General features: G+C 53.6%; 20 protein-coding genes. 7 read left to right on the plus strand and 13 right to left on the minus strand.

Annotated features, from left to right (window positions below; genetic code table 11):
• Positions 1-6 precede the first annotated feature (6 nt).
• The 4 genes from G506_RS0107735 to hydE all read left to right on the plus strand — a co-directional run bounded on the left by G506_RS0107735 (position 7) and on the right by hydE (position 3845).
• The gene (locus tag G506_RS0107735) at positions 7-690 is read left to right on the plus strand and encodes a cytochrome b/b6 domain-containing protein (RefSeq protein ID WP_028116364.1); all 684 of its coding nucleotides are present in this window, start codon (positions 7-9) and stop codon (positions 688-690) included.
• A 130-nt stretch (positions 691-820) separates the two neighbouring features.
• Positions 821-2257, plus strand: coding sequence for a [FeFe] hydrogenase H-cluster radical SAM maturase HydG (hydG, locus tag G506_RS0107740; protein ID WP_028116365.1), 1437 nt, complete (start codon positions 821-823; stop codon positions 2255-2257).
• Positions 2254-2832, plus strand: coding sequence for a hypothetical protein (locus tag G506_RS19190; protein WP_051201987.1), 579 nt, complete (start codon positions 2254-2256; stop codon positions 2830-2832). Before hydG ends, G506_RS19190 begins: the two co-directional genes overlap by 4 nt.
• Before the next feature lie 8 nt (positions 2833-2840).
• Complete coding sequence (gene hydE, locus G506_RS19195; RefSeq protein WP_035387142.1) at positions 2841-3845, plus strand: [FeFe] hydrogenase H-cluster radical SAM maturase HydE; 1005 nt, start codon at positions 2841-2843, stop codon at positions 3843-3845.
• 514 nt (positions 3846-4359) lie between these two features.
• Here hydE and G506_RS0107755 read toward each other — a convergent pair.
• On the minus strand, positions 4360-5724 hold the full coding sequence (locus tag G506_RS0107755) for an ammonia-forming cytochrome c nitrite reductase subunit c552 (RefSeq protein ID WP_084631256.1): 1365 nt from the start codon (positions 5722-5724) through the stop codon (positions 4360-4362).
• A 353-nt stretch (positions 5725-6077) separates the two neighbouring features.
• The gene (locus G506_RS0107760; protein WP_156904841.1) at positions 6078-6506 is read right to left on the minus strand and encodes a hypothetical protein; all 429 of its coding nucleotides are present in this window, start codon (positions 6504-6506) and stop codon (positions 6078-6080) included.
• Positions 6507-6776: 270 nt separating this feature from the next.
• Between G506_RS0107760 and hydF the strand changes: the two genes are divergently transcribed.
• Entirely contained in the window at positions 6777-8012 is a 1236-nt protein-coding gene (gene hydF, locus G506_RS0107765; protein ID WP_028116368.1) for a [FeFe] hydrogenase H-cluster maturation GTPase HydF, read from the plus strand.
• Positions 8013-8062: 50 nt separating this feature from the next.
• Here hydF and ovoA read toward each other — a convergent pair whose 3' ends face one another.
• The 4 genes from ovoA to radA all read right to left on the minus strand — a co-directional run bounded on the left by ovoA (position 8063) and on the right by radA (position 13811).
• Positions 8063-10195 carry a 5-histidylcysteine sulfoxide synthase gene (gene ovoA, locus G506_RS0107770; protein ID WP_028116369.1) on the minus strand — a complete coding sequence of 711 codons (2133 nt, stop codon included), beginning with the start codon at positions 10193-10195 and terminating at the stop codon, positions 8063-8065.
• Positions 10196-10445: 250 nt separating this feature from the next.
• Positions 10446-11516: a DcaP family trimeric outer membrane transporter gene (locus tag G506_RS0107775; protein ID WP_028116370.1), complete on the minus strand. Its 1071-nt coding sequence runs from the start codon at positions 11514-11516 to the stop codon at positions 10446-10448.
• A 172-nt stretch (positions 11517-11688) separates the two neighbouring features.
• Positions 11689-12432, minus strand: coding sequence for a sporulation protein (locus tag G506_RS0107780; protein ID WP_028116371.1), 744 nt, complete (start codon positions 12430-12432; stop codon positions 11689-11691).
• 11 nt (positions 12433-12443) lie between these two features.
• Positions 12444-13811: a DNA repair protein RadA gene (radA, locus tag G506_RS0107785; protein ID WP_028116372.1), complete on the minus strand. Its 1368-nt coding sequence runs from the start codon at positions 13809-13811 to the stop codon at positions 12444-12446.
• Positions 13812-13903: 92 nt separating this feature from the next.
• Between radA and G506_RS0107790 the strand changes: the two genes are divergently transcribed.
• Positions 13904-16261 carry a PilZ domain-containing protein gene (locus G506_RS0107790; RefSeq protein WP_028116373.1) on the plus strand — a complete coding sequence of 786 codons (2358 nt, stop codon included), beginning with the start codon at positions 13904-13906 and terminating at the stop codon, positions 16259-16261.
• Here G506_RS0107790 and serB read toward each other — a convergent pair.
• Positions 16258-17139: a phosphoserine phosphatase SerB gene (gene serB / locus G506_RS19200; RefSeq protein WP_051201988.1), complete on the minus strand. Its 882-nt coding sequence runs from the start codon at positions 17137-17139 to the stop codon at positions 16258-16260. The genes G506_RS0107790 and serB overlap by 4 nt on opposite strands.
• A 102-nt stretch (positions 17140-17241) precedes the next feature.
• Between serB and G506_RS0107800 the strand changes: the two genes are divergently transcribed.
• Positions 17242-17916: a hypothetical protein gene (locus tag G506_RS0107800; protein WP_028116374.1), complete on the plus strand. Its 675-nt coding sequence runs from the start codon at positions 17242-17244 to the stop codon at positions 17914-17916.
• Between the two features lie 877 nt (positions 17917-18793).
• Here G506_RS0107800 and deoD read toward each other — a convergent pair.
• The 6 genes from deoD to G506_RS20680 all read right to left on the minus strand — a co-directional run.
• Entirely contained in the window at positions 18794-19498 is a 705-nt protein-coding gene (gene deoD / locus G506_RS0107805; RefSeq protein ID WP_028116375.1) for a purine-nucleoside phosphorylase, read from the minus strand.
• A 20-nt stretch (positions 19499-19518) separates the two neighbouring features.
• Entirely contained in the window at positions 19519-20733 is a 1215-nt protein-coding gene (locus tag G506_RS0107810) for a phosphopentomutase (RefSeq protein ID WP_028116376.1), read from the minus strand.
• A 22-nt stretch (positions 20734-20755) separates the two neighbouring features.
• A complete protein-coding gene (deoA, locus tag G506_RS0107815) occupies positions 20756-22084 on the minus strand; it encodes a thymidine phosphorylase (protein WP_028116377.1) in 1329 nt (442 codons plus the stop codon).
• Positions 22085-22139: 55 nt separating this feature from the next.
• Positions 22140-22907, minus strand: coding sequence for a deoxyribose-phosphate aldolase (gene deoC / locus G506_RS0107820; protein ID WP_028116378.1), 768 nt, complete (start codon positions 22905-22907; stop codon positions 22140-22142).
• A 317-nt stretch (positions 22908-23224) separates the two neighbouring features.
• On the minus strand, positions 23225-24100 hold the full coding sequence (locus G506_RS0107825) for a nucleoside-specific channel-forming Tsx family protein (protein ID WP_028116379.1): 876 nt from the start codon (positions 24098-24100) through the stop codon (positions 23225-23227).
• A gap of 215 nt (positions 24101-24315) precedes the next feature.
• Positions 24316-24702 (minus strand): integrase core domain-containing protein (locus tag G506_RS20680; RefSeq protein ID WP_028116380.1); only part of this gene is annotated, 387 nt, incomplete at its 5' end.

A 24702-nucleotide genomic window follows, 5' to 3' on the forward strand; every position in this document is an offset into this window, starting at 1 on the left:
TACCCCATGAGTGATAACAAAATGATCCTCAAACACCCAATCTCTTCACGGGTGTTCCACTGGTTTTTGCTACTAAGCTTTTTGCCGCTGGCCGCCACTGGCCTACTGCTGTTCTTTAAGCCGCTGGATCAAGCTGGTATGCAGTTAAGCTACGACATTCACATGATCGCCGGCGCGGTAATGGCGATTGATGCAGTGGCGTTCTTTATCTTCGCCTTCGATCGCGTGGTGCTATTCACCTACCGCGTGTTTGCCGTATCCAAGCGCGATATTGGCTGGATGATGGTGGCTGGTGGTTACCCACACAAGTTCTTCCCGGGCATCTTTAAAACCAAGCCAAACGTGCCAGAGATGAACAAGTACAACACCGGCCAGCGGATCTTCGGCGCCGCGGTTATCGTTGGTGGCAGCGTGCTGATCATCTCCGGTCTGGTGCTGTGGTTGGCGCCCCACATCGCCCCAGCAGGTGCAGTCTACTGGCTGGGTCAAGCGCACCTGGTATTTGGTTTGCTGCTGACCGCGTTTTTGCCAGTTCACCTGTTCTTGGCGGTGTACTTCTGGAGCGACTTCAAGGCGATGATGAGCCACGGCAAAATCCCTTACGAAGACGCTAAACACCACAGCCCACTGTGGGTGAAAAACGAAATCGTACCGACCATGACTGCTGGCGAACAAGCCGCAGCTAAATAATCGTACTGTCCGCCCAAGGGTCTCCCCTTGGGCGTCTTTGGCAGTGATTATCGCCAAGCTCAGTTTGCCGATACTCATTGTTTGCTGCGGCCCACTGTTGGGTCTCAGTACTGTTTTGCAAGGCCATCACATGTCACACCACGCTCCGTTAACCAAACAACGCGACTACGACGTTAACCACAGCTTTATTAACGACGACGCCATCTGGAACATCATCAACGCCTGCGCTCAGCCAAGCCGCGACCAAGTACAGCAGGTGTTAGCCAAAGCGCGCTTGTGTGAAGGGCTGGATCTCAGCGACGCCGCCATCTTGCTGCAAAATACCGAGGCCGATCTCACCCAAGAGTTGTTTGCGGTGGCACGGGAAATTAAACAGAAAATTTACGGCAACCGGATCGTGCTGTTTGCGCCGCTGTATGTCTCTAACCACTGCGCTAACTCTTGCAGTTATTGCGCCTTTGCCGCCGATAACCATCAGCTCAAGCGTCGCACCCTGAAGCTGGATGAGATCCGCGAAGAGACCAAAGTACTGGAACGGATGGGTCACAAACGGATCCTAGCGGTGTATGGCGAACACCCGCGCAACAACGTCAACGCCATCGTCGACAGCATCCAAGCGATGTACGCTGTCCGTGATGAGCACGGCGGTGAGATCCGCCGCATCAACGTCAACGCGGCGCCGATGGACAGCAGCGATTTTGCCATCCTAAAAACCGCCAAGATCGGCACCTATCAGTGCTTCCAAGAGACCTACCACCGCGATACCTATCAGCAGGTGCACAAAAAGGGTAAGAAGAAAGACTACCTCTATCGCCTGTACGCGATGCACCGCGCCATGGAAGCCGGCATCGACGACGTCGGCATCGGCGCGCTGTTTGGTCTGTACGATCACCGTTTCGACCTGCTGGCACTGCTGACTCATGCCCAACAATTGGAGCAAGACTGGGGTTGTGGCCCACACACTATCTCGTTCCCACGGATTGAACCGGCGCAGGGCTCGGACATCTCTGAAAACCCGCCCTACGCGATTGACGACGATCGCTTCCGCCTGATTGTCGCGGTATTGCGCTTGGCTGTGCCCTACACCGGGCTGATCCTAAGCACCCGCGAAACCCCAGAGATGCGCCGCGAATTGATCAACATGGGGGTATCACAGATCTCCGCTTCCTCGCGCACCTACCCCGGCGCCTATGTGGATTCACTGGTAGAGCAAGTCGATAAGCAGCAATTTTCATTGGGCGATCACCGCACTATGGATGAGGTGGTGCAAGACTTGGTGGATAACCTTGAATCGGTACCGTCATTCTGCACCGGTTGTTACCGCAAAGGCCGTACTGGCGATCACTTTATGGGCTTGGCCAAGCAGCAGTTTATTGGCAAATTCTGCCAACCAAATGCACTCATCACCTTCCGTGAGTACCTCAACGACTTTGCCAACGAACAGACCAAAGCCAAAGGCAACGCGCTGATTGAACGGGAACTGGCCAAGATGAGCCCGGCTCGCGCCAAAAACGTTCGCGGCTGTCTGGCGCGTACCGACGCCGGTGAACGCGACATCTACCTATGATCAACGTCGATGCATCGGCTGGACTGGATGGCGAGGCACTGTGCCTTGCCATCAGCCAAGCACAGCGGCTGTGTTTGCATGCCGCCATCTACGGTAACTTTGCCGCTGAGCCGTTCGCCAGCGCGTTTGCTAAGGCGCTGGCGAACCCTAAATTAGTCAGCCTAAAAATCATTGAACAACGCTTCGATAGCCCATTTGCTAACGAGTTTGCCAAGGTACTGCGCCACGACTTTTCAGCGGCGCAATTTACCGCAGCACTACAGCAATCCCAAGCGTGGTGCCTGCAGCTGGCAGCGCACCCCAAAGTCAGCTATCGCCAAAGCCAAGCGTTACCACTGACGCCAATTCTGCTGATTGACGATGCCATCGTCGTTGGCCACTACGGCCATGGCCAATTGCCCGCCAACCGCGGTCTATGGCTGCAACTGGATGCCGCCAGTGCCAACATTAACGTCGATACGCTGTGGCAATGGGCTGAGCAAGGCCAGTGTCCAGCCACGGCCAGCGCGACCCAACAAGCGCTGTTTCGCTACGTCGCTGAGTGTCAGCACGCTTGGCAGCACGGCATTGAGTAACCACCCTAATGTCATTGAACCACTCACAACTGCTCAACTACCTAAGCGGCGCTGATGACGCGACCCTGTTTGCTAAGGCCAATGCCGTTAAGCAGCAATGGTTTGGCAACGAAGTTTATCTGCGTGGCATCGTTGAGTTTTCCAACTTTTGCCGCAACAACTGCCACTACTGCGGCCTGCGCCGCGATAACCGCAGCCAAGAGCGATACCGCATCGATCATCACGCCATTATGGCGGCGGTTGATCAGTTGGTCGCCTGTGGCCTTGCCACCGTGGTGCTGCAATCTGGCGACGACTTCCACTACAGCGGCCGCAAACTGGCCGAGCTAGTGGCAGCGATTAAGGCGCGTCACAACATCGCCATCACCCTATCGGTGGGCGATCGCAGCCATCAGGATCTCAGTTTATGGCGCGCTGCCGGTGCCGATCGCTATCTGCTAAAAATGGAAAGCTTCGACCGTAAGCTGTTCGCCCAAATTCGCCCACAAGCGGATTTTGATCAGCGCATTGCGCGGCTACAGCACCTCAAGGCCGAAGGTTATCAGGTTGGCTCGGGGATCATCGTCGGTCTACCGCAACAAACCTTAGCCAGCATCGCCGACGACATTCTGGCACTGACCGAGCTGCAACTGGATATGCTCGCCTGTGGCCCTTTTATCGCCCACCCACAAACCCCATTTGCTGGTGCCGATAATGGCTCAGTTGCACTGACCCTGCGGATCACCGCGCTGCTACGGCTGCTTAATCCTGGCGCGCTAATCCCTGCTACCAGCGCGTTGAAAGTGCTGCAACCCGACAGTCAGTTGCAAGCTCTGTGCAGCGGTGCCAACGTGGTGATGCCCTCATTCACGCCGCTGCAGGTTAGCGGTGACTACCAAATCTATCCGGGTAAAAACCAGAGCGGCTGCGCTGGGGCCAATCGTTTAACCGCGCTAGTGCAGGAGCTGCAGCAACACCAGCTAACGGCCAGTTTCAGTCGCGGCGACTCCAAGCGCCCCGCCACTGCTAACTAGGGCGTGTTGACCTTTGCCGAATATTTTTGCGCCCATTATTGGCCACTTTTGACAGCAAATTGAACTTGGTCGGTTAATTTTACTGTTCGATGGTCTCGAAGGGGCGCCTTGCAGGGTCGGACTAGCTGCTGTCACTCTTCGTCATACGATTTCGACGTAGAGCCACTATGCCTTCAATCGCAATCCTCGATTGACAGCCGCTATCCTCGACCAAATTCTGAACACCAAACGTCAACACGCCCTAGAAACTGACAACTAAAAACTGCTAACTAAAAACTGACAACTGTCCTCTGCCAACTGATAGCTGATAGCTGATAGCTGATAGCTGATAGCTGATAGCTAACAACTGTTTTCTAAAAAGACAGCTTGCGCTGCTCGCCTCAAACGAAAAAACCCCGTCTCAACGGAGACGGGGTTTTCATAAGTTTTGCGGCAGTGGTGACAGCGACTACCAATAACCCAAGGATGACGAAAACGGGTTAACGGTAAACACCACTGACAATTTTGAGTCTAATTAGAACTCAACCTTGTTTGGCCACTCTTTCTGAACTACGTCGTTCAAGAATTTCTTCTTCTCGGCGTCCAGTTTTGCCTTATCCAGACCTACCAGTGCCTGTGCTTTGGCCTTGGTGGAGTAATCTGGGTAGGTCACCGCGTTAACGCCATGCTTAGCCAGAATCTTCTTCAGTTCAGCACGTGCTTTTTCGCCGTCAACTTTGGCTTTTGCCAGCTCTTCAACAGACCAACCTGGGTTGTGAGCGTGGATACCGTGTGATGCAATAGCAAAGTCCCAACGGAACTGAGCGTGACGGATCAGCTTCAGAGCACCCTGCATCTCGGCATCGGTCGCACCGGCTTTCCATGCTTCAGCAGCATCGAAGTGAGCCTTGGTGATCACCGCTTCGGTCGCCAATTGCGCTTCGGTTACCGCTTGCTTGTTAGACTTCAGCAGCGCTTCCATCTCACCTTTGCTTTCGTGACAGTCAGCACACACTTTATCGAAGTTATCGATGGCGTTGCCTACGTTGTGACGAGAGAACTCTTGGCCTTTAGCGTTGGTTTCTTTTGGCATGTGACAGGTGATACAGGTTACGCCCATCTCTGCGTGTGCAGTGCCTTTCCAGGTTTCCCACTCTGGGTGCTGTGCTTTCAGCATCGGTGCTTTAGAGATGTTGTGAGTCCAATCTTTGAAGCCCAGTGCATCGTAGTAAGCCAGCATAGAATCAACGTCTTGGCCGTTGTCCCATGGGAACTTAACGTTGTTGTGGTCTTTACCGTTGAAGTAGTACTCAACGTGACACTGAGCACAGGTCATTGCCGCTTTGGTGTCTGCGTCTTGATCTTCAAACTTCTCGCCAGCCGCTTCGAAAGCGCGCATTGCGAATGGACGAGCCGGCTTAGCTTCGCCAGTCTTGGCATCGTGACAGTCGGCACAGCCTACGGAGCTGTTCATCTCGTCGCCCCAAGCGGCCCACATTTTCTCAGAGAACGCGTTTTCGCCAACTTGGTCGTACATGCGGATCATGTCAGGGGTCTTACAGCCCCAGCAAGATGCGGCCATTGGGCCCGCGTCTTTGGTCATTGGGCCAGCGGTACGCAGAGTGCGGGTCAGGTCGGTAATCGCGTAGTGGTGACCGCGTGGCTTGTTGTAATCTTTAGCGAAGCCGTAACCGCCCCACATGATGATCAGGTTCGGGTTTTCCGCCAGAGCATCGCCCTTTTCGGTGGATTCAGCAGTAGAAGCCCAAGAGTTGTACTGATCTGGGTATTTGCCCTGCCAAGTTTCGCTGTTGTAAACCGCAGGATCGTTTTTAGCAATGGCAGAGCCACACAGTGCAGCAAAGGTAACCGCCAGGGCAATCTTGTTGAATTTCATCATCATCATCTCCGTTATATGAGGTGTCATCGCCGATGGTACTGCCACTACATTACCCCCACACATACCACTTTGGGGGTATCCCCTTTAAAGTGTTGAGTTGTCGACGGTTCCACCGTTTTAGAATGAAATTATCTCTTTTTGGATAGACGTTGATGTTGCGCAAAAAATGAAATTAAGCTGATGATTTAAATCAATATAATCAGAAAAAAATAGCAATTTAAGAAATCATTAAGCCGCAAATTCAGCAATAATGAGCGCTCGATCACAACAACCTTCGCAATTGCCGAAACCTCCTCACTTTTACCTCCAATAACTGTGCCAGCGACGACAAATTCTACAACCGCCGCCAACCATTACTGTGGCGTTAACTCCGCTGCGGCATTGCACTGGGCATTAAAGCCATCGAGTGCCTGTTGATAATCTTGGCGACGCTGATTTTGAACTTGCTTGTCCTGCTCGAATTGTTGATTGGCTTTGTCATAAGCCGCGTTTTGCTGCTGGTAGCGCTTGCGCTTTAGCTTCACTTTGTTGTGCAACTGGCCACACAACTGCTGACATTTCGCTGCTTGTTGCTGCAGTTTTTGCAACGCCTGCTGATCTGCCACTAACTGCTGCTGGGTCGCCAGCAACTGCGCATGATCCGCCGCTAACTGTTGCTGTTGCTGCTGAAATCCCGCCAGTCGCTGCTGTAAGTCGGTTAGCTGTGTTGGGCAATCCGCTGCCGCTTGGGCGCTCACCGGCAGCGCCAACATCATCAGTGCCATTGGCCATTGAGTGGTCATTATCACTTCCTTGTCGATCAATTCACTCGCCAAGCTAACCATAACGGTTAACAACATCAATAACCTACTCGGCGCGTTGACCTATGCCGGATAAATTTGCGGCACTTTTTTGAGGACGATGCCCCTCGGCCATTGAATGACCGTCGTGACAGCAACCAACAAAAATGCAGCCACCTCGGTAATGAGTCTATTTGCTGCGGCACGGATCAGATTATCTTGATCAAGTTTTCAGTAGGCTCTGCCAACCTCCGCAATAATTGGCCAACGTCGATGTCTGAACTGCAACAAACCCCCAGCGCCAACCGGTTGCATATTGCCATTCTGGGCAAGCGCAATATGGGCAAATCTACGTTAATTAATGCCCTTACCGGGCAAAGCTTGGCGATCGTCTCCGCCCAGCCCGGCACCACCACCGATCCGGTATACAAAGCGATGGAGATCCTGCCCATCGGCCCGTGCACCATCATCGACACCGCCGGTTTGGATGACGAGGGCGAACTGGGGCAACTGCGGGTAGAAAAAACGTTGCAGGTACTGCGCAAAACCGACATCGCACTGCTTACGATCACCGCTGCGGGCTTAACCGATTTTGACAGCCAGTTGCTGGCGCAGTTACGCCGCAACGATATCCCGGTAATCGTGGTGATCAACAAACAAGACCAATTGCGGGCGGAGCCGGAACTGCTAGCCCAACTGCATCAATTGGGGTTACCGCATCTGTCACTGTCAGCCCAGCACAGTGATGGCATCGATAGCTTGAAACAGCTGATCATTCAGCATTCGCCCAAAACCTTTGAACAGCCTTCGCTGCTGGGGGATTTAGTGCAAGCGGGCGATTCAGTGGTACTGGTGATCCCGGTCGATAGCGGTATGCCCAAAGGGCGGTTGATCCTGCCGCAGGTGCAAACCATGCGCGATCTGCTGGATAACAATGTGCTGTTTCAAGTCTGTAAGCCGGAACAGTTGCCGACCTTGTTGGCCAATATGGTCACGCCGCCGAAATTGGTGATTACCGACTCGCAAGTGTTTCAGCAGGTAGCCGCCGCAACCCCTGACGATATCGCTTTGACCTCGTTCTCAATTCTGTTTGCCCGCCACAAAGGCGATCTGCTCAAATTGGTGCAAGGCGCCAAAGCGCTGAGTCAACTTTCCGCCGGCGATAAGGTGTTTATTGCCGAAGCCTGTACTCACCACTGCCAAGCCGAAGACATTGGCCGAGTGAAGATCCCCGGTTGGATCCGCCAGCACATTGAAGCCGAGATCGAATTTGGCTTCTGTGCCGGACGCGATTACCCCGCCGATCTAGCCAATTACCAGTTGGTGATCCATTGCGGCGCCTGCATGCTGAATCGCAAAGAGATGCTCAGCCGGATCGAGTTGAGCAACCGCTGTGGCGTGCCGGTGCTCAACTACGGCCTGTGCATCGCCGCCATGCACGGCATTTTAGATCGTGCCTTAAGGCCGTTTGCCGATGTCCATCAAGCGTGGCTTGACGGCAAAGCTTAGCAGTTTCGAGTACGTTGGCGGCGAGCCAAAACCGCCGCCAGCAACTGCCGCTAACGCCGTCGCCACACGGTGCATTGCGCCAAGCTATGTTGAAACTTGCGAGCGGTTTCCGCGATAACAAAAGCGATATCCTGCGGCGCTTGCAGCAGTTCAAACTCGGCATCCAGGCAGCGGTGTAAGCCGGTTAAGGTGTCCACCGCTTCACCGTTTTCGCGGTAACCACCAAGCCAATGGCTCTTGTCGGTGTATTGTTCCAGCCAGGTGTAAGGCGAGGTTAATACCAACAGTCCACCACGATTAATCCGTTGATGAATGGTCGTTAAAAACTGAGCAGGATCAGCCAAGCGGTCAATTAAATTGCCAGCGAACACCAGATCGTAATCACTGTATTTGGCCTTCAGGTTGCAGGCATCGCCTTGACTAAAGTGCACTCGCTGCGCTTGCTGCTGACTGATATCCAGTTGCGCTAACGTTAACTGCTGATAATCCCCCAGTTCGCCCTCAGTCGGGGTGAAGTAACGCAGCTTACCCTGTTGCTGCAACGCCACTGCGGCATTGATAAACCGCGCCGAATAATCGACCCCATCAACCTGGCTAAACTCGCGAGCTAACTCAAAACTGGCCCGCCCCACCGAACAGCCCAAATCGAGCGCTTTGTTTTTCTGGTGTGGCTGCAGCAATGACAAACACAACTGCGCGCAGCGTTGCGGGTAGTTTGCGACAGCAAAATGCTCTGCCCCATAATGAAAGCTTAGGTACTGCGCTACCAATTCATCAGTCTCATAGGGGTTGCGGCTTTGCGGCGAGACAGAGGATTCAACATAACGAAAACCCGCGTGCTGAAAGAAGTGACGTCGAAACGCGTAACGAGAATCTTTGATGGCGCAGTTGCCGGTTGAACACCAACTGCCGCCCTTAATCAGATTGTGCTTACCATCGAAGGTGGGAGTAGAAAAATCGTCATACAGCGGGTGCACCTGAAAGCCTTCAAAGGCATCGATGGCGGTACTGGTCCACTGCCAGACATTACCGCACAGATCAAAGAAACTGCCTTGGCGAAACTGATTGACCGGACAGGCCGAAGCGCCATGTTGCAAATCCAAATTGGCGGGCAGTTGCTGTTGCCGCTGCCACTGCGGCAGATCGCCAGCGAAGGATTGACGCAGTAACGTCCATTCCGCTTCACTGGGCAGTTGAATCGATAATCCCGTTTGTTCTGATTTCCAACGGCAGAACGCTTGCGCTTCATGGCAATTAACATCCACCGGCCAGTCCCACGGCATCGGCAGCAGTTGCACCAACGCTCGGTAGTGATAACCATCCTGCTGCTTAACCCAAAAGCTGGGGTGACGCGCCTCGGCAAACGTCGCCCAAGCCCAGCCTTCATCACTCCAATAGCGCTCGGTGTCATAACCGCCCGCTTCGACAAATTGCAAAAACTCGCCGTTGCTGACCAACATCTCACTGGCGCGAAACGCCGCCACCACCTGCCGTTTTTGGCCGTATTCATTGTCCCAGCCATACAGTAAATCGTGGCGCGGCTTGCCCAATGTCACCTCGGCACCAGCAACCGCAATTAACCGATTTTGCGGCGCCGCCGCACTGGTGCTATTGGCGAGCCACTGTGGTTCCGGCTTCAGCCACTTAAGCGGTAACTGCCGGATCAAAACCGATGAGGTTTCCAGATGGATCCGTTCGTGCTCAATTCCCATCAGTATCAGCCACGCCTCACTGTCCCAACTTATCGGTAAGCTGATCGGCATGGTATTGATGTAGGCCACCACCCGCTGCCTTACTTTGTTGCGATAAGCGCGCAGTTCCGCCACCGTTGGCCACAGGTAGTTGCTGTCATCCAAATCGTCCCACGACATCTCATCAACCCCGATCGCAACCTGCGCTTCGATATTGGCATCCACCCGCTCCGTCAGCAGCCGCGCGGCGAACAGTTTATTGATGAAAAACGCCGCAGTATGACCGAAATAGAAGATCAGAGGATGGCGCAAGCTGATCGCTTTGGTATACCAAGCTTGTTCGTCCGCCAGCAGGGTAAACAATGACTCATATTGGTCGAAGGTCTGGCAAAAATAGCTCAGTAACTCACGCCGCTTGGCCTCGACATTATCACCATCAAGCAGTGGCATTGGCACAGGCGCTAGCGCAGCGGCAGGTTGCGGGTTATCCATCAACAAAGCGGAGTCTCCTTGATTAAGTTGGCGGGTAATCACCACAACAACCTTCGATGACACCTCGATGTAAAATTTAGGTATTTCAAATCACTTATTTAACTTTAGTTAACTGACGCGCCGGCACATTGTTAAAAAGGATGCGGATTGGCAAGCGCAATAACAGAGAGGGCGGGCTTGGCCTCATGCCATTTGCGGCAGGGATAAAAAACGCGAGGCGGGGTGCCTCGCGTTGTCTTAATCACTCGCCTTACAGCACGTATTTCATGCTGAACTGACCGTAGAATGAATCGTAATCGCCGCTGCTGGCGCCTGGGTCATACATAAAGTTGCCAACTTCAAAGCCAACCGACAGCTCTTTGGTCAGATTTTGGAATAGGTTGACGCTCCACTGGCTAACTTTGTCGTCGGTGCCATCGGCATCAAAGCCGGCATACAGCACCGTCGAACGCAACGTATTGGTCCAAAAGTGACGATAAGCCGCCATGTAAGACACGCTCTCTTGCGCCTGATTATTCACCACGTCGGCCACCCCATTGATGGTGGCATAGCGGCCAGTTTCACCGGCGTGGATCTGGAAGCGCAGATCGTCTTTACCAAACACATTAAGCTTGCCGGCCAGCGAATAGCCAAAGGCCATATCATCGTCGCTAGCCGAGGTGTTGCTATTGATGAAGTTCAACTGGCGCGCCACGACCGCACCGCTAACGTTGCCCCAATCGCCACTGGCCACGTATTTACCGATAATATCTGGCATCTCCTCGTTGCTATTGTCAGCACCGCCGCCGCTGGTTTCCGGGTTTTCTATCGCCAATTGGAAACCGCCTGCGCTGTAGCGGATCATCCCTTGGCGCACAAACGCCAAACCGGCGTTACCGCCAGCAAAGTCGGCGGTTTCAGGAATGGCACTGGTGTTCATAAAGGTGGTCCAGGTCTGCCCCACCAGCCAGTTTTGATAGTTAATAAAGGCGTGACGCAGCCGCGGGTTGTAGGAGTTTGAGATCACTTCGTTACCGCCGGGGCTAACAAAGAAATCCATCTCTAAAAAGGCACTAACATCGCCATGGGTATAGGTGGTGTTAAAGCGGGTTTCGTTGGCAAAGATCTTAAACTTGCTGTTATCGCCAATCGGACCGCCACGACCTAGCCAAAAGTCTTGATAGCCAACGTCGCCATCAACATAACGGGCATCAACCTTAAGGTATCCGCCAAATTTCAGTTTGTGCCCATCACCAAGGTCAAACTCGTAACCGGCGATTGCCGGGGTCGAACCAATCAACAGCGAACCCAATACGATCCATTTGTTATAGCGTGACATCATTATCCTTCTCTCCTAGCGTATACAGGCGTCAACTTCGGCAATTGCACGCCATCGCTCAATTAGGAAAAGGTCGTAAGACCAAGGGGTAATGGCAACGCCATAGGGTTGAACTATGGCAATAAAAAACCGGAGCACAGCTCCGGTTGCAACAATGGATATTTGCCGGCGTCGATTACAATCGCAGCGCTTGTCGCAGCGCCGTCGCCGCTTGTTCAATGCTTACCGTCAATGGCAGCGTTAGCGAGGTAAAACCATCGCCGCGGAAGTGCCGATCCACCTCGACCAGCAGATGCAGCGCGTTGTCCGCTAGCACAAATGACAGCTCTAGTTCTTTGATTGCAATGTTACCGAAACTGGCTGGGCGATACTCCAACTCTTGGTAGCAGCCCAAGGTTGAATAAAACCCGCTGCCACGCAATTGGCCTTTTTCGACGTCAGCGCTGTACAGCGCGAAGCCTAAGCCTTCGATCGCCGCCATCACATTGCTCATGGCTGGCACCGGTGCCACCGGCAAAAAGTCTTTGTCACTGCCATCAACGCCAGAGGCAATATCCAGTCCCGTTTGCAGCCAAACGTGAGTTTGATTGCGACAACGAGGCAGCAACGTCAGTGGCGTTTCCAGCGGTAACTGCAGTTGAAAGCTATCGCGCACGATTTCACCGGCGCCGATGGTGAAGCTTTCGTTGAGGTGCCAATCGTGCAAAACCAACGATTGCAGCCCTTCATGATCGCCGGATTCAACCTCAGCTTGCACCATCAACGCCAAGGTTAAGCCGTTAATCTGTTGATCAACTTTGCCACCCTCAATAACGATTTCAATATCAAACGGCTGCCCTGGGTAAAGCCGCTCGGTATGGATGATGGTATCAACTTTGGCGGCACCAATACCGACCGAAGCCATCAATTTGCTGAACATAATAGGTCCTCTTAAATCGCTTCCAATGCATCAGCCAATTTGCTGACAGCAATCACTTCCAACCCTTCAATCGGCTGGCGTGGGGCATTACCTTTAGGCACGATAGCACGAGTAAAACCGTGCTTGGCGGCCTCATTTAATCGCTCTAAGCCATTATTTACTGGGCGAATTTCTCCAGACAAGCCGACCTCACCAAAAACCACCAGTTCGCGCGCTAAAGTTTGATCGCGAAAGCTCGATACCATCGCCAGCAGCAACGCCAAATCGGCGGAGGTTTCGGTAACCTTCACCCCACCAACCACGTTGGCGTAAACATCTTGATCCGACATCATCAGCCCGCCATGACGGTGCAACACCGCTAATAGCATCGCCAATCGGTTCTGTTCCAGACCCACCGCAATCCGCCGAGGGTTACCCAACTGGCTGTGATCCACCAGCGCCTGCAGTTCAACCAGCAGCGGTCGGGTGCCTTCCCAGATCACCATCACCACTGAACCCGGCGCTTGCTCTTCGCCGCGGGAGAGGAAGATCGCCGATGGGTTGGCAACCTCTTTTAAGCCAGTACCGGTCATCGCAAACACGCCCAGTTCATTAACCGCACCGAAACGGTTTTTGTGGCTGCGCATGGTGCGATAGCGACTGTCGGTGTTGCCATCCAGCAGCACCGAACAATCGATGCAGTGCTCAAGCACTTTCGGGCCAGCCAAGGTGCCGTCTTTAGTAACATGGCCGACCATAAAGATCGCCACGTTGTTCTGTTTGGCAAACCGCGTCAGATAGGCGGCGCTTTCACGTACCTGGGCAACACTGCCGGGTGCCGATTGGACATCGGCCATGTGCATCACCTGAATCGAGTCGATCACCATGATCGCCGGCTTTTCACGCTCGGCGATCAAGCAGATCTGTTCCACCGAGGTTTCCGACAGCATCTTTAGCTTGTCGGTGGGCAGATTGAGGCGATTGGCCCGCATCGCCACCTGCTGCAGCGATTCTTCGCCGGTGACATACAGCGCTCCCATCTGCTGCGACAACTGGCACATCACCTGCAGTAGTAGAGTTGATTTACCCGCCCCAGGGCTGCCGCCAATCAGGATCGCCGATCCTGGCACAATGCCACCGCCAAGCACGCGATCAAGCTCGCTGTAGCCGCTAGCAAAACGCGGCAACTCGCTCAGATCAATTTCGCTTAGGGTTTGCACGCGGTTGTCGCTGGCACCGGCATAGCCGCTGTAGCGATCATTGCTGCGGCTGGATTTAGCAGCACCAAGGCGCACTTCGGTTAGGGTATTCCAGGCATGGCACGCATTGCATTGCCCCTGCCAGCGCGGGTGATCGGCGCCACATTCATTACACACGTAAGCAGATTTTGCTTTAGCCATGAGCTCTTCGGTCGATAATTAAGATGGCGGCATTATCACCCTCGCTGCCATCTGCGCGCAAATAACCCCGACGCGACAACAGGATCGCCCCGATGCAACCACAGCAAATGCTGATCGAACAGCTTAAACCCATCTTGCAAAACCCAGACTTCGACAGTCTGTTTGAGCAGATCACTCAGGACTTGGATCGTTCAGAGCGTTTTTTGCTAAAGATGGAGGTCACCCGGCTTAATCAGCCCAGTCGCCAAAGTATCGATCTTCGTGGCAAGGTCAGCGGCCACTGTGAACAAGTAGAGATCGGTGGCATCACCCACTTTTTGACTCGGCCGCTGGCGCTGCAACTACAGCAGTTGCTTAAGCTCTATCAGGGTCGCCATACCGTCGGCGCGGTCGAAGAGCTGCTAGCCAACGTGCGTCGGCCAATGGCGATGGAGGTGCAACTGGATGACGATGAACCAGCATTGCAGCTAGGGGAACTGGAACTGATGGCACTGGGGCATTACGCCATGCGCCGCGAGGTTCGCCGCACCTTCAGCACCAACATCGTGGCTTGGCAAAACCCCAATGATCGCTACAGCGGCATCACCTTAGATCTGTCGCTTGGCGGCGCTCGGATCCGATTGCCGCAAGAGATGCATCTGTCGGAGATGTTCCCGCTACATCTGCAGTTGGTTGAGCTAACCCAAGAATTTATCTCGCCGGCATTGGAAGCCGGGCTGAGCTATCAAATCCTGGAAATTGAGCAGCGCAAGGGCTTTAACTACCTGCGATTGCAACGGCAGCACCCCAGCGACCAGCAACAACTGGAGCTGGAGCGGATCCTGCAAGCCAGCAGCCTGCGCACCGTACCGGAGATCACTCACCTACTGTCGACAGTGCGCAGTCACGGCTATGAACGCCACCTTTTGCCCTGCTTAGATACCATTACCATTGGCTATGGCGTCGACAATCAGCAACTGCAGCCATTATTGGCGATGCAGTGCCAAGGCAATCAAGCGGCGCTCAACTACTGGTGTAATGAACGTGGCGTCAGTCAATTAACAGCGATACTCAGCCCTGAGCGCATCGCCCGCGCTCTGAAACAACCGGATCTGAGCAATCATGGCCTACTGTTTAGCTTCAGCCTCAATCAGAGCGGCCAAACTCTGTTTTTTAGCGCCACCTTGGCCGAGCTTCAGCAAACCCGCTTAACCGATGGCTTTTTGCAGTTTGCCTGCCAGCAGCCAAGCTTTCGTCTGCATCGGCTCTCGGTGAATGCGGTTAATCAACTGGATGTCGCTAGAGCCTTGGTTAATCCGCTAAATAATCAGCGTTTCGAGCCACTAGTACAGCAGCAAATTAATGCCATTTCGCTGCTGGTTACCCTGCAACCACAAACGCTTGATGGCTTACCATGGCAGCCACGGCCGCCGCTGAGCGATCTTAATCTATTGCGGCAATTTGGCGCCGAGCGGATAAGCCAAAGCGGCATTAAAACTCTGGCCAACAGCCACCGCGATCTGCGCCGCGAACCGCGATTTAACTTCAACACCGTGGTGCATTTAAGCCAGCTTGGCGGTGATGAGATTGAGGGTCACAGCATCAATATCTCGGCGCACGGGATCTGTATTGAGTTGAATCAACCCCATGCGTTTGACCTAACACAACCGTTACTGCTCAATTTCGTTCAGTTGCAACAACTGGCCGGCAAGATCAAATTAGTGCAACTGCCCTACCAAGTCGTTGGTGATAGCAGCAATCCGCAGCGACTGCACCTAAAAGCGCTAGCTGATGATCAAAATCCGGCGCAGCGTTTTATGATGCAGTTGCTGGATCAAAACCGCGACAGCTTGGGGCAAAACAGCAGCAGCAAACAGCATCAACAGTTAACGGAAGCGATAAAACATCTGGCGCTGCCACGGTTAGCGGTGTTGCCGATGTTTATCCACAAAGGCAGCGAACGCTTAAGTGCGGATCTGCTCGCTTGCAGCAATATTAAACTGCCCTTGCTGGCCAAATTACACCCCGATGGCGAAGCGCCAGTGCAACTGCAGTGGTTGCTGCAACATCCGACAGTGCAGCAGCTGCTGGCACAACTCACGCAGTTGCAGACCCATCAACAGGCCAGCCTAACTGTGGCTATCGCGCTGCCGCGAAATGGCTTAAAGGCACAGCTGTTTAATTGCCAGCAAACCCCGCCAAATCAGCTAAAAGATGTCGTGGTAAAAGCACTGGCACAAAAACGCTTGCTGGTTTTACAACTGACCTTATGCCGCTGTGACAAGCCGGACTTAAGTTATCTACAACATAGCCTTGCGGCGGTGCTAAGCCACGCTCAGCACCGCACCCGCAAACTGGAGGCGAAACTGTGGCAGACCCGTGGCGTGGTATTGCTGCAAGATGTCAGTGCGGCAATGATGTGTCAGTTGCGCTTGGAAAGCCTGTTGCCGCTGTTGGCTGAACAACATTAGCGCTGCAGCAGCGCTAAGATGGCATCCAAACCAAGCTGATTAATGGCAACATCCGCTTGCACGGCCACGGCAGGCTTAGCATGAAAGCCGACGCCCAAATTGGCCGCTGCCAGCATCGGCAGATCGTTGGCGCCATCACCGACCGCCAGCCACTGTGACTGCGGGATCCGATAGCGCTGACCAAGTTCAACCAGGATCTGCGCTTTGCGGTTGGCATCGACAATATCGCCAAGCACACGCCCGGTTAGCAGGCCAGCTTGCACTTCCAGTTCATTGGCTTCGAAATAATCCAACTGTAGCTGCGCCGCCAGCACCGATGCGATGGCATTAAAACCACCGGAGGCGATGGCAATCTTCCAACCGTGGGCTTTTAATCCTTGGCACAGCTCAATCAACCCTGGCATCAATGGCAGCTCGGCGGCGATCTCGGTCAGCACAGTCGCCGGGATCCCGTTGAGCATTGCCACCCGTTGCGCCAGCGCTTCGGCAAAATCCATCTGCCCTTGCATCGCCCGCTCGGTAACGTCCGCTACCTGCTGATAAACCCCACCGCGACGGGCGATCTCGTCAATGCACTCAATCTGAATCGCGGTTGAGTCCATGTCCATCAGCAGCAGCCCTGGCTCGGTCAGCACTGGTGGATTGGCTGGCACCAACAACCACTCGCTATTTTCTTGCGGCGCGGGCAGCGCTGGCAATTGCGAGGACTGCCACAAGCGATAGTGCAATTGCGAATGCAGACACCCCTCGGCCACCAGCGCCGCCGGAAGCTGCGGTTCCTCCAATGAAACAGCAGCCAACGCTTGCGAGCGAGCAACCAATGCCAAGGTTGGCAGTTGCTGTTGGCGTGGTGATAACGACGCAATCGGGGTAGGCATCCGTGATAGTCCTCTATATGGCCGCTGAATCGATTATTTTTTGCGGGTAAATCAGATAGCTAATTAGGGTATTATAAGAACTTAGCTGTCGTTAGGAACGTTATGAGTTTATCACCCCGTCGTCGTCGCATTCTGCTTGCAAGACTGTTGCAAATCGCCTTTGCCGGTGCCTTGGTGGCGCTGGTTGTGCTGGTATGGCAGCAGCAGCGGCTGCAAGTGCAGGGACTGCTGCATCAACAGGGGCAACGCAGCGTGGATCAGTTGCTGGCACAGGCCTCGGTCAGTGCCGCCACCGCCATGAAGGCCGACGATCTCGAACTACTGCAATGGTTAGTGGAAAATCTGATCAGCCAACCGGAGGTGATCAGCGCCACCGTCTTTAGCTATCAAGGCGAAGCACTGGCCAGCGCCCAGAAACTGTTCCCGAAACAGCACCTGCCCAGTGACGAAACCCTGCAACAAGCACTGGATCACTTTACCCCGCACACCATCGCCGTACGCCAGCAGCAACAAGCCTACGGTTACCTGCGGCTGCGGGTGAACACCACCTTGCTGCAACAGCAAGGACGACGACTGCACCATGAGTTATCGCAACAACTTATTTGGTTGTTGGCGGTTAGTGGCTTTAGCGGTTTTGTCTTGGCTCGCGCCTTCTCCTTTAAACGCTTTAAAGCCACCCGCTTAAAAGCGATCGCCCGAGCCCAGCGGCGAGCAGAAAAACGAGCTAAGAAACTGGCAGCCAAAGCCGAAAAACAAGCGGCGGCCTCAACGGACTAATACCATTCTGCATAATCATCTGGTCTATCCAGCTTTTCCGGTAAACCCTCTTGTTTTAGCCTCCGGCAGTCAAGGTTGACGAAAGCCCCTCGTTGTCACCGCAATAGGTAGCCGCGAACGTGTTCGCGGGATTGTTGGTTGGCAGTTCGGTGTTTCGACTTGTTGTAGCATTGCTGTACTTCGTAGCTTTACCGCCGGTGGCCAAGGGCTGCGCCCTTTGGAATCCCCTACGCCTCCACAGTTGACGAGAGCCCCTCGTTCTCACCGCACTTCTCGACAGCACCGGCCCGAGGCGGCATCCCTGCCTTCACGGGCCTCTCGGGCATCCTGCCCTCGGCTTACCGCTGCGTTGCGGTTTCACTCGGCGTCAACAAGTCGGCAAAAGCATTCTGAATTGCCGTCATCATGGAATGACGCGTTAGTAGCGTTAGTAGCGTTAGTAGCGTTAGTAGCCTGAATATCTTGATTTCCGAGAACACGTTCTCGGCTACAAATAAGTCACTAACGGTTGCACCAACGGGCTTTGGCCGACTCGCGGCGCTGAGCGGTGTGCTGCGGATTGAGGCCTAAGGCCATGGATGGCCGAAGTGCGCGGCTAAATCAGGGACGATGAATCCGCGCAGTGCCGAAAGGAGCAGCACAAGGAGCGAAGGGATTTCGCCGTGTTGGAGGCAGTTGGGATTGAAAAGGGTGGAACCCTTTCCCGCCGGAGGCGAATACCAATCAGTAAAATTATATGGTGGTTTCGACTTCGCAGCAGAAGATCACAACATTAAGCTAATTGGCATAATAAGTCTGAAATAGTCGGACATAAAAAAGCGGCGCTACCGATTGGCAGCGCCGCTTTTTGATTGGATGCTTAAAGTAACGGGTAAGGTTACAGCAGTGAATCCAGAGTCATGGTGATCATGTCGTTAAAGGTGGTTTGACGCTCATCAGAGCTGGTCGCTTCACCGGTACGGATGTGATCAGATACAGTTACTACGCACAGTGCTTTAGCGCCGAACTCAGCAGCAACGCCGTACAGACCAGCCGCTTCCATCTCTACGCCCAGTACGTTCATCTTTTCCATTACGTCGAACATCTCGCCGTCTGGGTTGTAGAACAGATCCGCAGAGAACACGTTACCAACGCGCACGTTGATGTTAGCGCCTTCAGCCGCGTTAACGACTTTAGCCAGCAGGCCGTAGTCAGCGATCGCCGCAAAGTCGTGGCCTTTGAAACGTACACGGTTTACGCCAGAGTCAGTACAAGCGCCCATCGCTACGATCACGTCACGCACTTTTACGTCGGTAGAGATAGCACCACAGGTACCTACGCGGATCAGGTTCTTGACACCGTATTCGGTGATCAGTTCTTTGGCGTAGATAGACGCGGATGGAATGCCCATGCCAGAGCCCATCACGGATACGCGCTTGCCTTTGTAAGTGCCGGTGTAACCGAACATGTTACGTACGTCAGTTACCTGTACTGCATCTTCCAAAAAGGTTTCCGCGATGTACTTAGCACGCAGTGGATCGCCAGGGAACAGAACGGTTTCTGCGAAGTCACCTGGGTTTGCATTAATGTGTGGAGTTGCCATTAGTTAGATCCCAATTTCAGTTACAGGAAAGATTTGCCGTAAGCCAACGGTGCCAAGCCTAGGTGGCTTGCCAACGATTGACCGATGTCGGCGAAAGTATCGCGCTTGCCCAGTGAACCGGCTTTAACCTTCGGGCCAAAGGCGATCACTGGCACATGTTCGCGGGTGTGATCAGTGCCGGTCCAAGTAGGATCGCAGCCGTGATCGGCGGTGATGATCACCACATCATCCGCTTGCAGTTTGGCGATGATCTCCGGCAGGCGACCATCGAAGTACTCCAGCGCAGCGGCATAGCCGGCGATATCGCGGCGATGGCCGAAGGAGGAGTCAAAATCAACGAAGTTGGTAAACACCAAGCTGTTGTCTGGGGCGTTATCCAGCGCCGTTAAGGTGGCGTCCCACAGTGCATCAAGGCCGTTGGCTTTGATCTTTTGGGTAACACCGCGATGAGCGTAGATATCGGCGATCTTACCCACCGAAATCACCTCGCCACCGGCGGCGGCCAGCTTATCCAGCAGGGTTTCTGCTGGTGGCTCAACCGCGTAATCTTTGCGGTTACCGGTACGGGCAAAAGTCGCGGCGCTGTCACCAACAAATGGACGAGCAATCACTCGACCAATGTTGTATGGCTCCAGCTCTTCACGGGCAATTTGGCACAGCTCATACAGCTTCTCTAGGCCAAATGTCTCTTCGTGACAGGCAATTTGGAACACGCTATCGGCGGAGGTGTAGAAAATTGGCGCACCAGTGCGCATATGCTCTTCACCTAAGCACTCCAAAATGGCAGTGCCGGAGGCGTGGCAGTTACCCAAGAAGGAGTCCAAACCAGCGCGAGCCAAGATCTTATCGGTTAACTCTGGCGGGAAGCTGTTTTGGGTGTCGGAGAAATAGCCCCACTCAAACAGTACCGGCACACCGGCCATCTCCCAGTGACCACTTGGGGTATCTTTACCCGAAGACAGCTCGGCGGCGTAACCGTAAGCGGCTTCAGGGGTCGCTTCGGTACTGAAACCGGCTGGTACGCTACCGGTGCTTTCCGCTGCCAGATGCGCCAAGCCCAGCTTGGTTAAATTCGGCAGAGTCAGTACGCCGCTGCGGCCAATCTCAGCTCGGCCCTCGGCGCACTCTTGGGCGATATGACCGAAAGTGTCGGCACCCACATCGCCAAAGCGTTCAGCGTCAGCAGTAGCGCCAACTCCGAACGAGTCCATCATTAAAATAATTGCTCTTGCCATCAGTTATTCCTTAATAGCTCGCTCAAATTGAAGGGCGAATACGCCGATATACTTGCGGTTTGGCTGCTGGGGTATCGTCACCAATCACCACCGCACTGCGCAGCGCTGCCGCCGCTTGTTGCCAACTGGCTTGATCTTTGGCGTGCAGCAACGCCAGTGGCATATCCGCCGCTACAGTGTCGCCAATGGCAACCATCTGATTAAAACCAACGCTGTGATCGATCACATCAGTGGCGACGCGACGACCGCCGCCAAGGCCGACTACGGCCATGCCGATGGCAGTGCCGTTCATCTGCTGCACCACCCCGCTTTGCTCAGCCAGCACCGGCTTAATCACCGCTGCCTGCGGCAGATAATCTTGGTAACGCTGGATAAAATCAGCCGGGCCACCAAGGCCAGCCACCATCAAGCCAAAGCGTTTCGCCGCCTCGCCACTATCCAGTGCCTGCATCAACTTGGCTTGCGCCTCATCAATGTCCGTCGCCAGTTTACCGAGCACTAACAGCTCAGCCGCTTGGACAAGCGTCACTTGGTGCAAACGTGGGTTGCGGTATTCACCGGTCAGGTACTGCACCGCTTCAACGATCTCCAGCGCATTGCCAGCGCTGGACGCCAACACCTGATCCATATTGGTCAGCAGCGCGGTCGTCGGTACCCCAGCGCCATTAGCGACTTGCGAGATACTCTCCGCTAATTGTTCGGATAGTTCATAGGTTGGCATAAAGGCACCACTGCCGACCTTGACGTCCATCACCAAGGCGTCCAGTCCAGCGGCCAGCTTTTTGCCAAGGATTGAAGCGGTGATCAGCGCAATCGAATCAACCGTCGCGGTTACGTCACGGGTGGCATAAAGGCGCTTATCCGCCGGCGCCAGATCACCGGTTTGACCGATAATCGCCACACCGGCCTCGCCAACGACTTTGGCAAAGGTAGCGTTGTCCGGTTCGATGTTGTAACCCGGGATCGATTCCAGCTTATCCAAGGTGCCACCGGTATGGCCAAGACCGCGACCGGAGATCATCGGCACATAGGCACCGCAAGCGGCGATCATTGGCCCCAGCATCAGCGATACGCAGTCGCCAACACCGCCGGTGGAGTGTTTATCCAGAATGGGGCCATCAAAGTTATAAGCCGACCAATCCAGCACCATGCCAGAATCACGGGTACCTTCGGTCAGAGCGATGCGCTCGGCCATGGTCATGTCATTGAAGTAAACCGCCATCGCAAACGCGGCGATCTGGCCTTCACTGACACTGCCATCGGCAATACCTTGGGTGAAAAAACGGATCTCTTCGCTGCTCAGCGGCTGGTTATCGCGCTTTTTCTTAATAATCTCTTGGGCTAAAAACATTGAATCTCCAATCAGGTTAAAGGGCGCCAGTGCGCCCTTTATTCAATGCCAAAGATCAGTAACCGCCTGCGGCTGGCTTGTCGCCGTGACCCAAGGTCGCCAACAGGCTGCCCAGCAAGCTGGAAGCGCCAAAACGGAAAGTGCGTGGGGAAACCCAGTTGTCGCCCAGAATTTCGGCGGCGGTATTCAAGTACAGTGCCGCTTGTTCAGCGTCACGGACGCCACCGGCTGGCTTGAAACCAACGGAAGTGTCTTTATCGCGGATCACTTCCATCATCAGTCGAGCGGCTTCGATGGTGGCGTTTACTGGCACTTTACCGGTAGAGGTTTTAATAAAGTCAGCGCCAGCGTCGATGGAAATTTCAGAGGCTTTGCGGATCAGCTCGTCGGTTTTCAGTTCACCGGTTTCGATGATCACTTTCAGCAGCACATCACCACAAGCTTCTTTACAGGCCTTAACCAGATCAAAACCGATCTGCTCGTTACCGGCCATCAGCGCACGATAAGGGAATACCACGTCCACTTCATCGGCACCGTAAGCGACTGCCGCTTTGGTTTCTGCAACCGCGATTTCGATGTCGTCGTTGCCGTGCGGGAAGTTGGTCACGGTCGCAATTTGCACGCCCTCGGCGCCGATTTCGCGCAGGGTCTTACGAGCAATTGGGATAAAGCGTGGGTAGATGCAGATCGCCGCGGTGTTGCCCACTGGCGATTTGGCTTGATGACACAGTGCAATCACTTTGGCATCGGTGTCATCGTCATTCAGGGTGGTTAGATCCATCAGGGTTAGGGCACGAAGGGCGGCGGCGTTCAGGTCGCTCATAGGGATCTCCATCATCGAAATTGGAATAGCTGTCAGTATAGGTAAGTTCTATCGCAACTTAGCGCCAAGCTAAGCCGCAGCGGACTTAGTTCCCTGAAGTTCGACATGGGGCAGCCAAGTGCATAAAAATTGCGCACTTTGTCCACCATCGCGGAAAGTCCGTTTCCCCGAAAAAACGTATCGAGAATAGCAAAGCTTTTCACCAATTGGCAGAGGCCATTAGCCGTAAATTCAGAGGTTTATCTAATTTTTGTTAGGTCACAGACAGCAAAAAGGCCACCGCAAACGGTGGCCTTTGGCAAGTTTAAGCGGGCTGCTTAGAACTTGTAGGTAACTGCGAAGTAGTGACCAAAACCGGTGGTATTACCAGCGATGCCACCATCTTTCAGACCGTAAACGTCTTTGTAAGCTTTCAGGCCGTAACCAACTGCATAGCGGTCAGAATGCCAGTACAGACCCAAGAAGGCTGCACCGCCTTTATCGGTCTTAAGTACTGCACCTGGGCCGAATGCAACTTTGTCGATGCCCCACTGGTAATCAACGTAACCTTGGAAAGACAAGAAAGACTTGTTTTCGAAGAAGAAGAACGGTTTAAACCAGTTTGCAGAGAACTGATAGCCATCCCACTTGTTTGCGTTGATGTCGTACAGACCGTACAAGTTAACACTGGTAGTGCCCAACCACGGCACGTTTACGTCAGCACCCAGACCCCAGAAAGAGTTGTTGATGTCACCATCCAGCTCTACGTCAACTTTGTCGCCGGTAGTAGTTTCAACTTCTTCTTGCAAGCCTTGGATTTGACCGCCGCCCCAGTTAAACAGGGTCGAGAAGTACACCTCTTGGATTGGGCCGTAAGACAGATCAGTTTCGAACAACGCGTCCAGAGATACGCGCGGTGCGAACTTCATGAACATCTTGCTGGAACCGTCGAACTTATCTTGGTTGCTATTGTTGGTCAGGTTGAACACATCAACGTAACCGTACAGAGCAAAAATACCGGAACGACCGCCAAATTCCATCTCTAAGTAGTCGTGATGACCGTCACCACCTGGGTGCTCGTCAACTGCAACCATCAGGTTGAATTGAGACCATGCGTAGTCATTTTTGTGGATGTTGCCGTCGGTGTAATCCGCAGCAAACGCGCCAGTGGACAGAGCAGCCAGAGTTGCGCCAGCGATCAGTTTTTTCATCATCAACCTACTTTAGAAAAGTAACGCAGTTTTTATTTATGTTTCGGCTCGGTGGCCAATATCGCGCATTCTAAATTTGAGGTCGTTAAATACAATAGCGGTTGTGATAATTTGAATGCAAACCTGATCAAGCTCACAAAAATGTCGCTGAACAATCCGTTTTTATTCGCAGACAACCATTAAAAGTTCACACGCCGATGTTTATAACTGTGAATTGATTAATATTTGCCCGCCAATTGAGTGTAAATGTCAGGTCCCCGGTGATTGATGGGCTTCACACGAAAGAGTTCCGGTGAAGTTTGATAGTACCCCTTTAGTCGTTCAATTGGAGGGGTATGACCAAGCGCTTTTTGCGGTATGTGGTGATTATAAACGTGGGCATATCTGAGCAGGGTTGCTTCTAAATCCGCTCGGCAATCAAATCGGGTGGCTTTAAGTATTTCTGACACCCGACCATTAAAACGTTCCACCATGCCATTGGTCTGCGGCTTTCCTGGCGAGATAAGCCGATGTTCAATTTGTTGCTCGGTGCACTCTAAATCGAATTCGTGCTTACCTGTTGGCTGCCGCTGCCCAGTAGCGCAAAAACGGTCTGTAAACTCTTT

This window comes from Ferrimonas senticii DSM 18821 (assembly GCF_000422665.1).
GTDB classification, from domain to species: domain Bacteria; phylum Pseudomonadota; class Gammaproteobacteria; order Enterobacterales; family Shewanellaceae; genus Ferrimonas; species Ferrimonas senticii.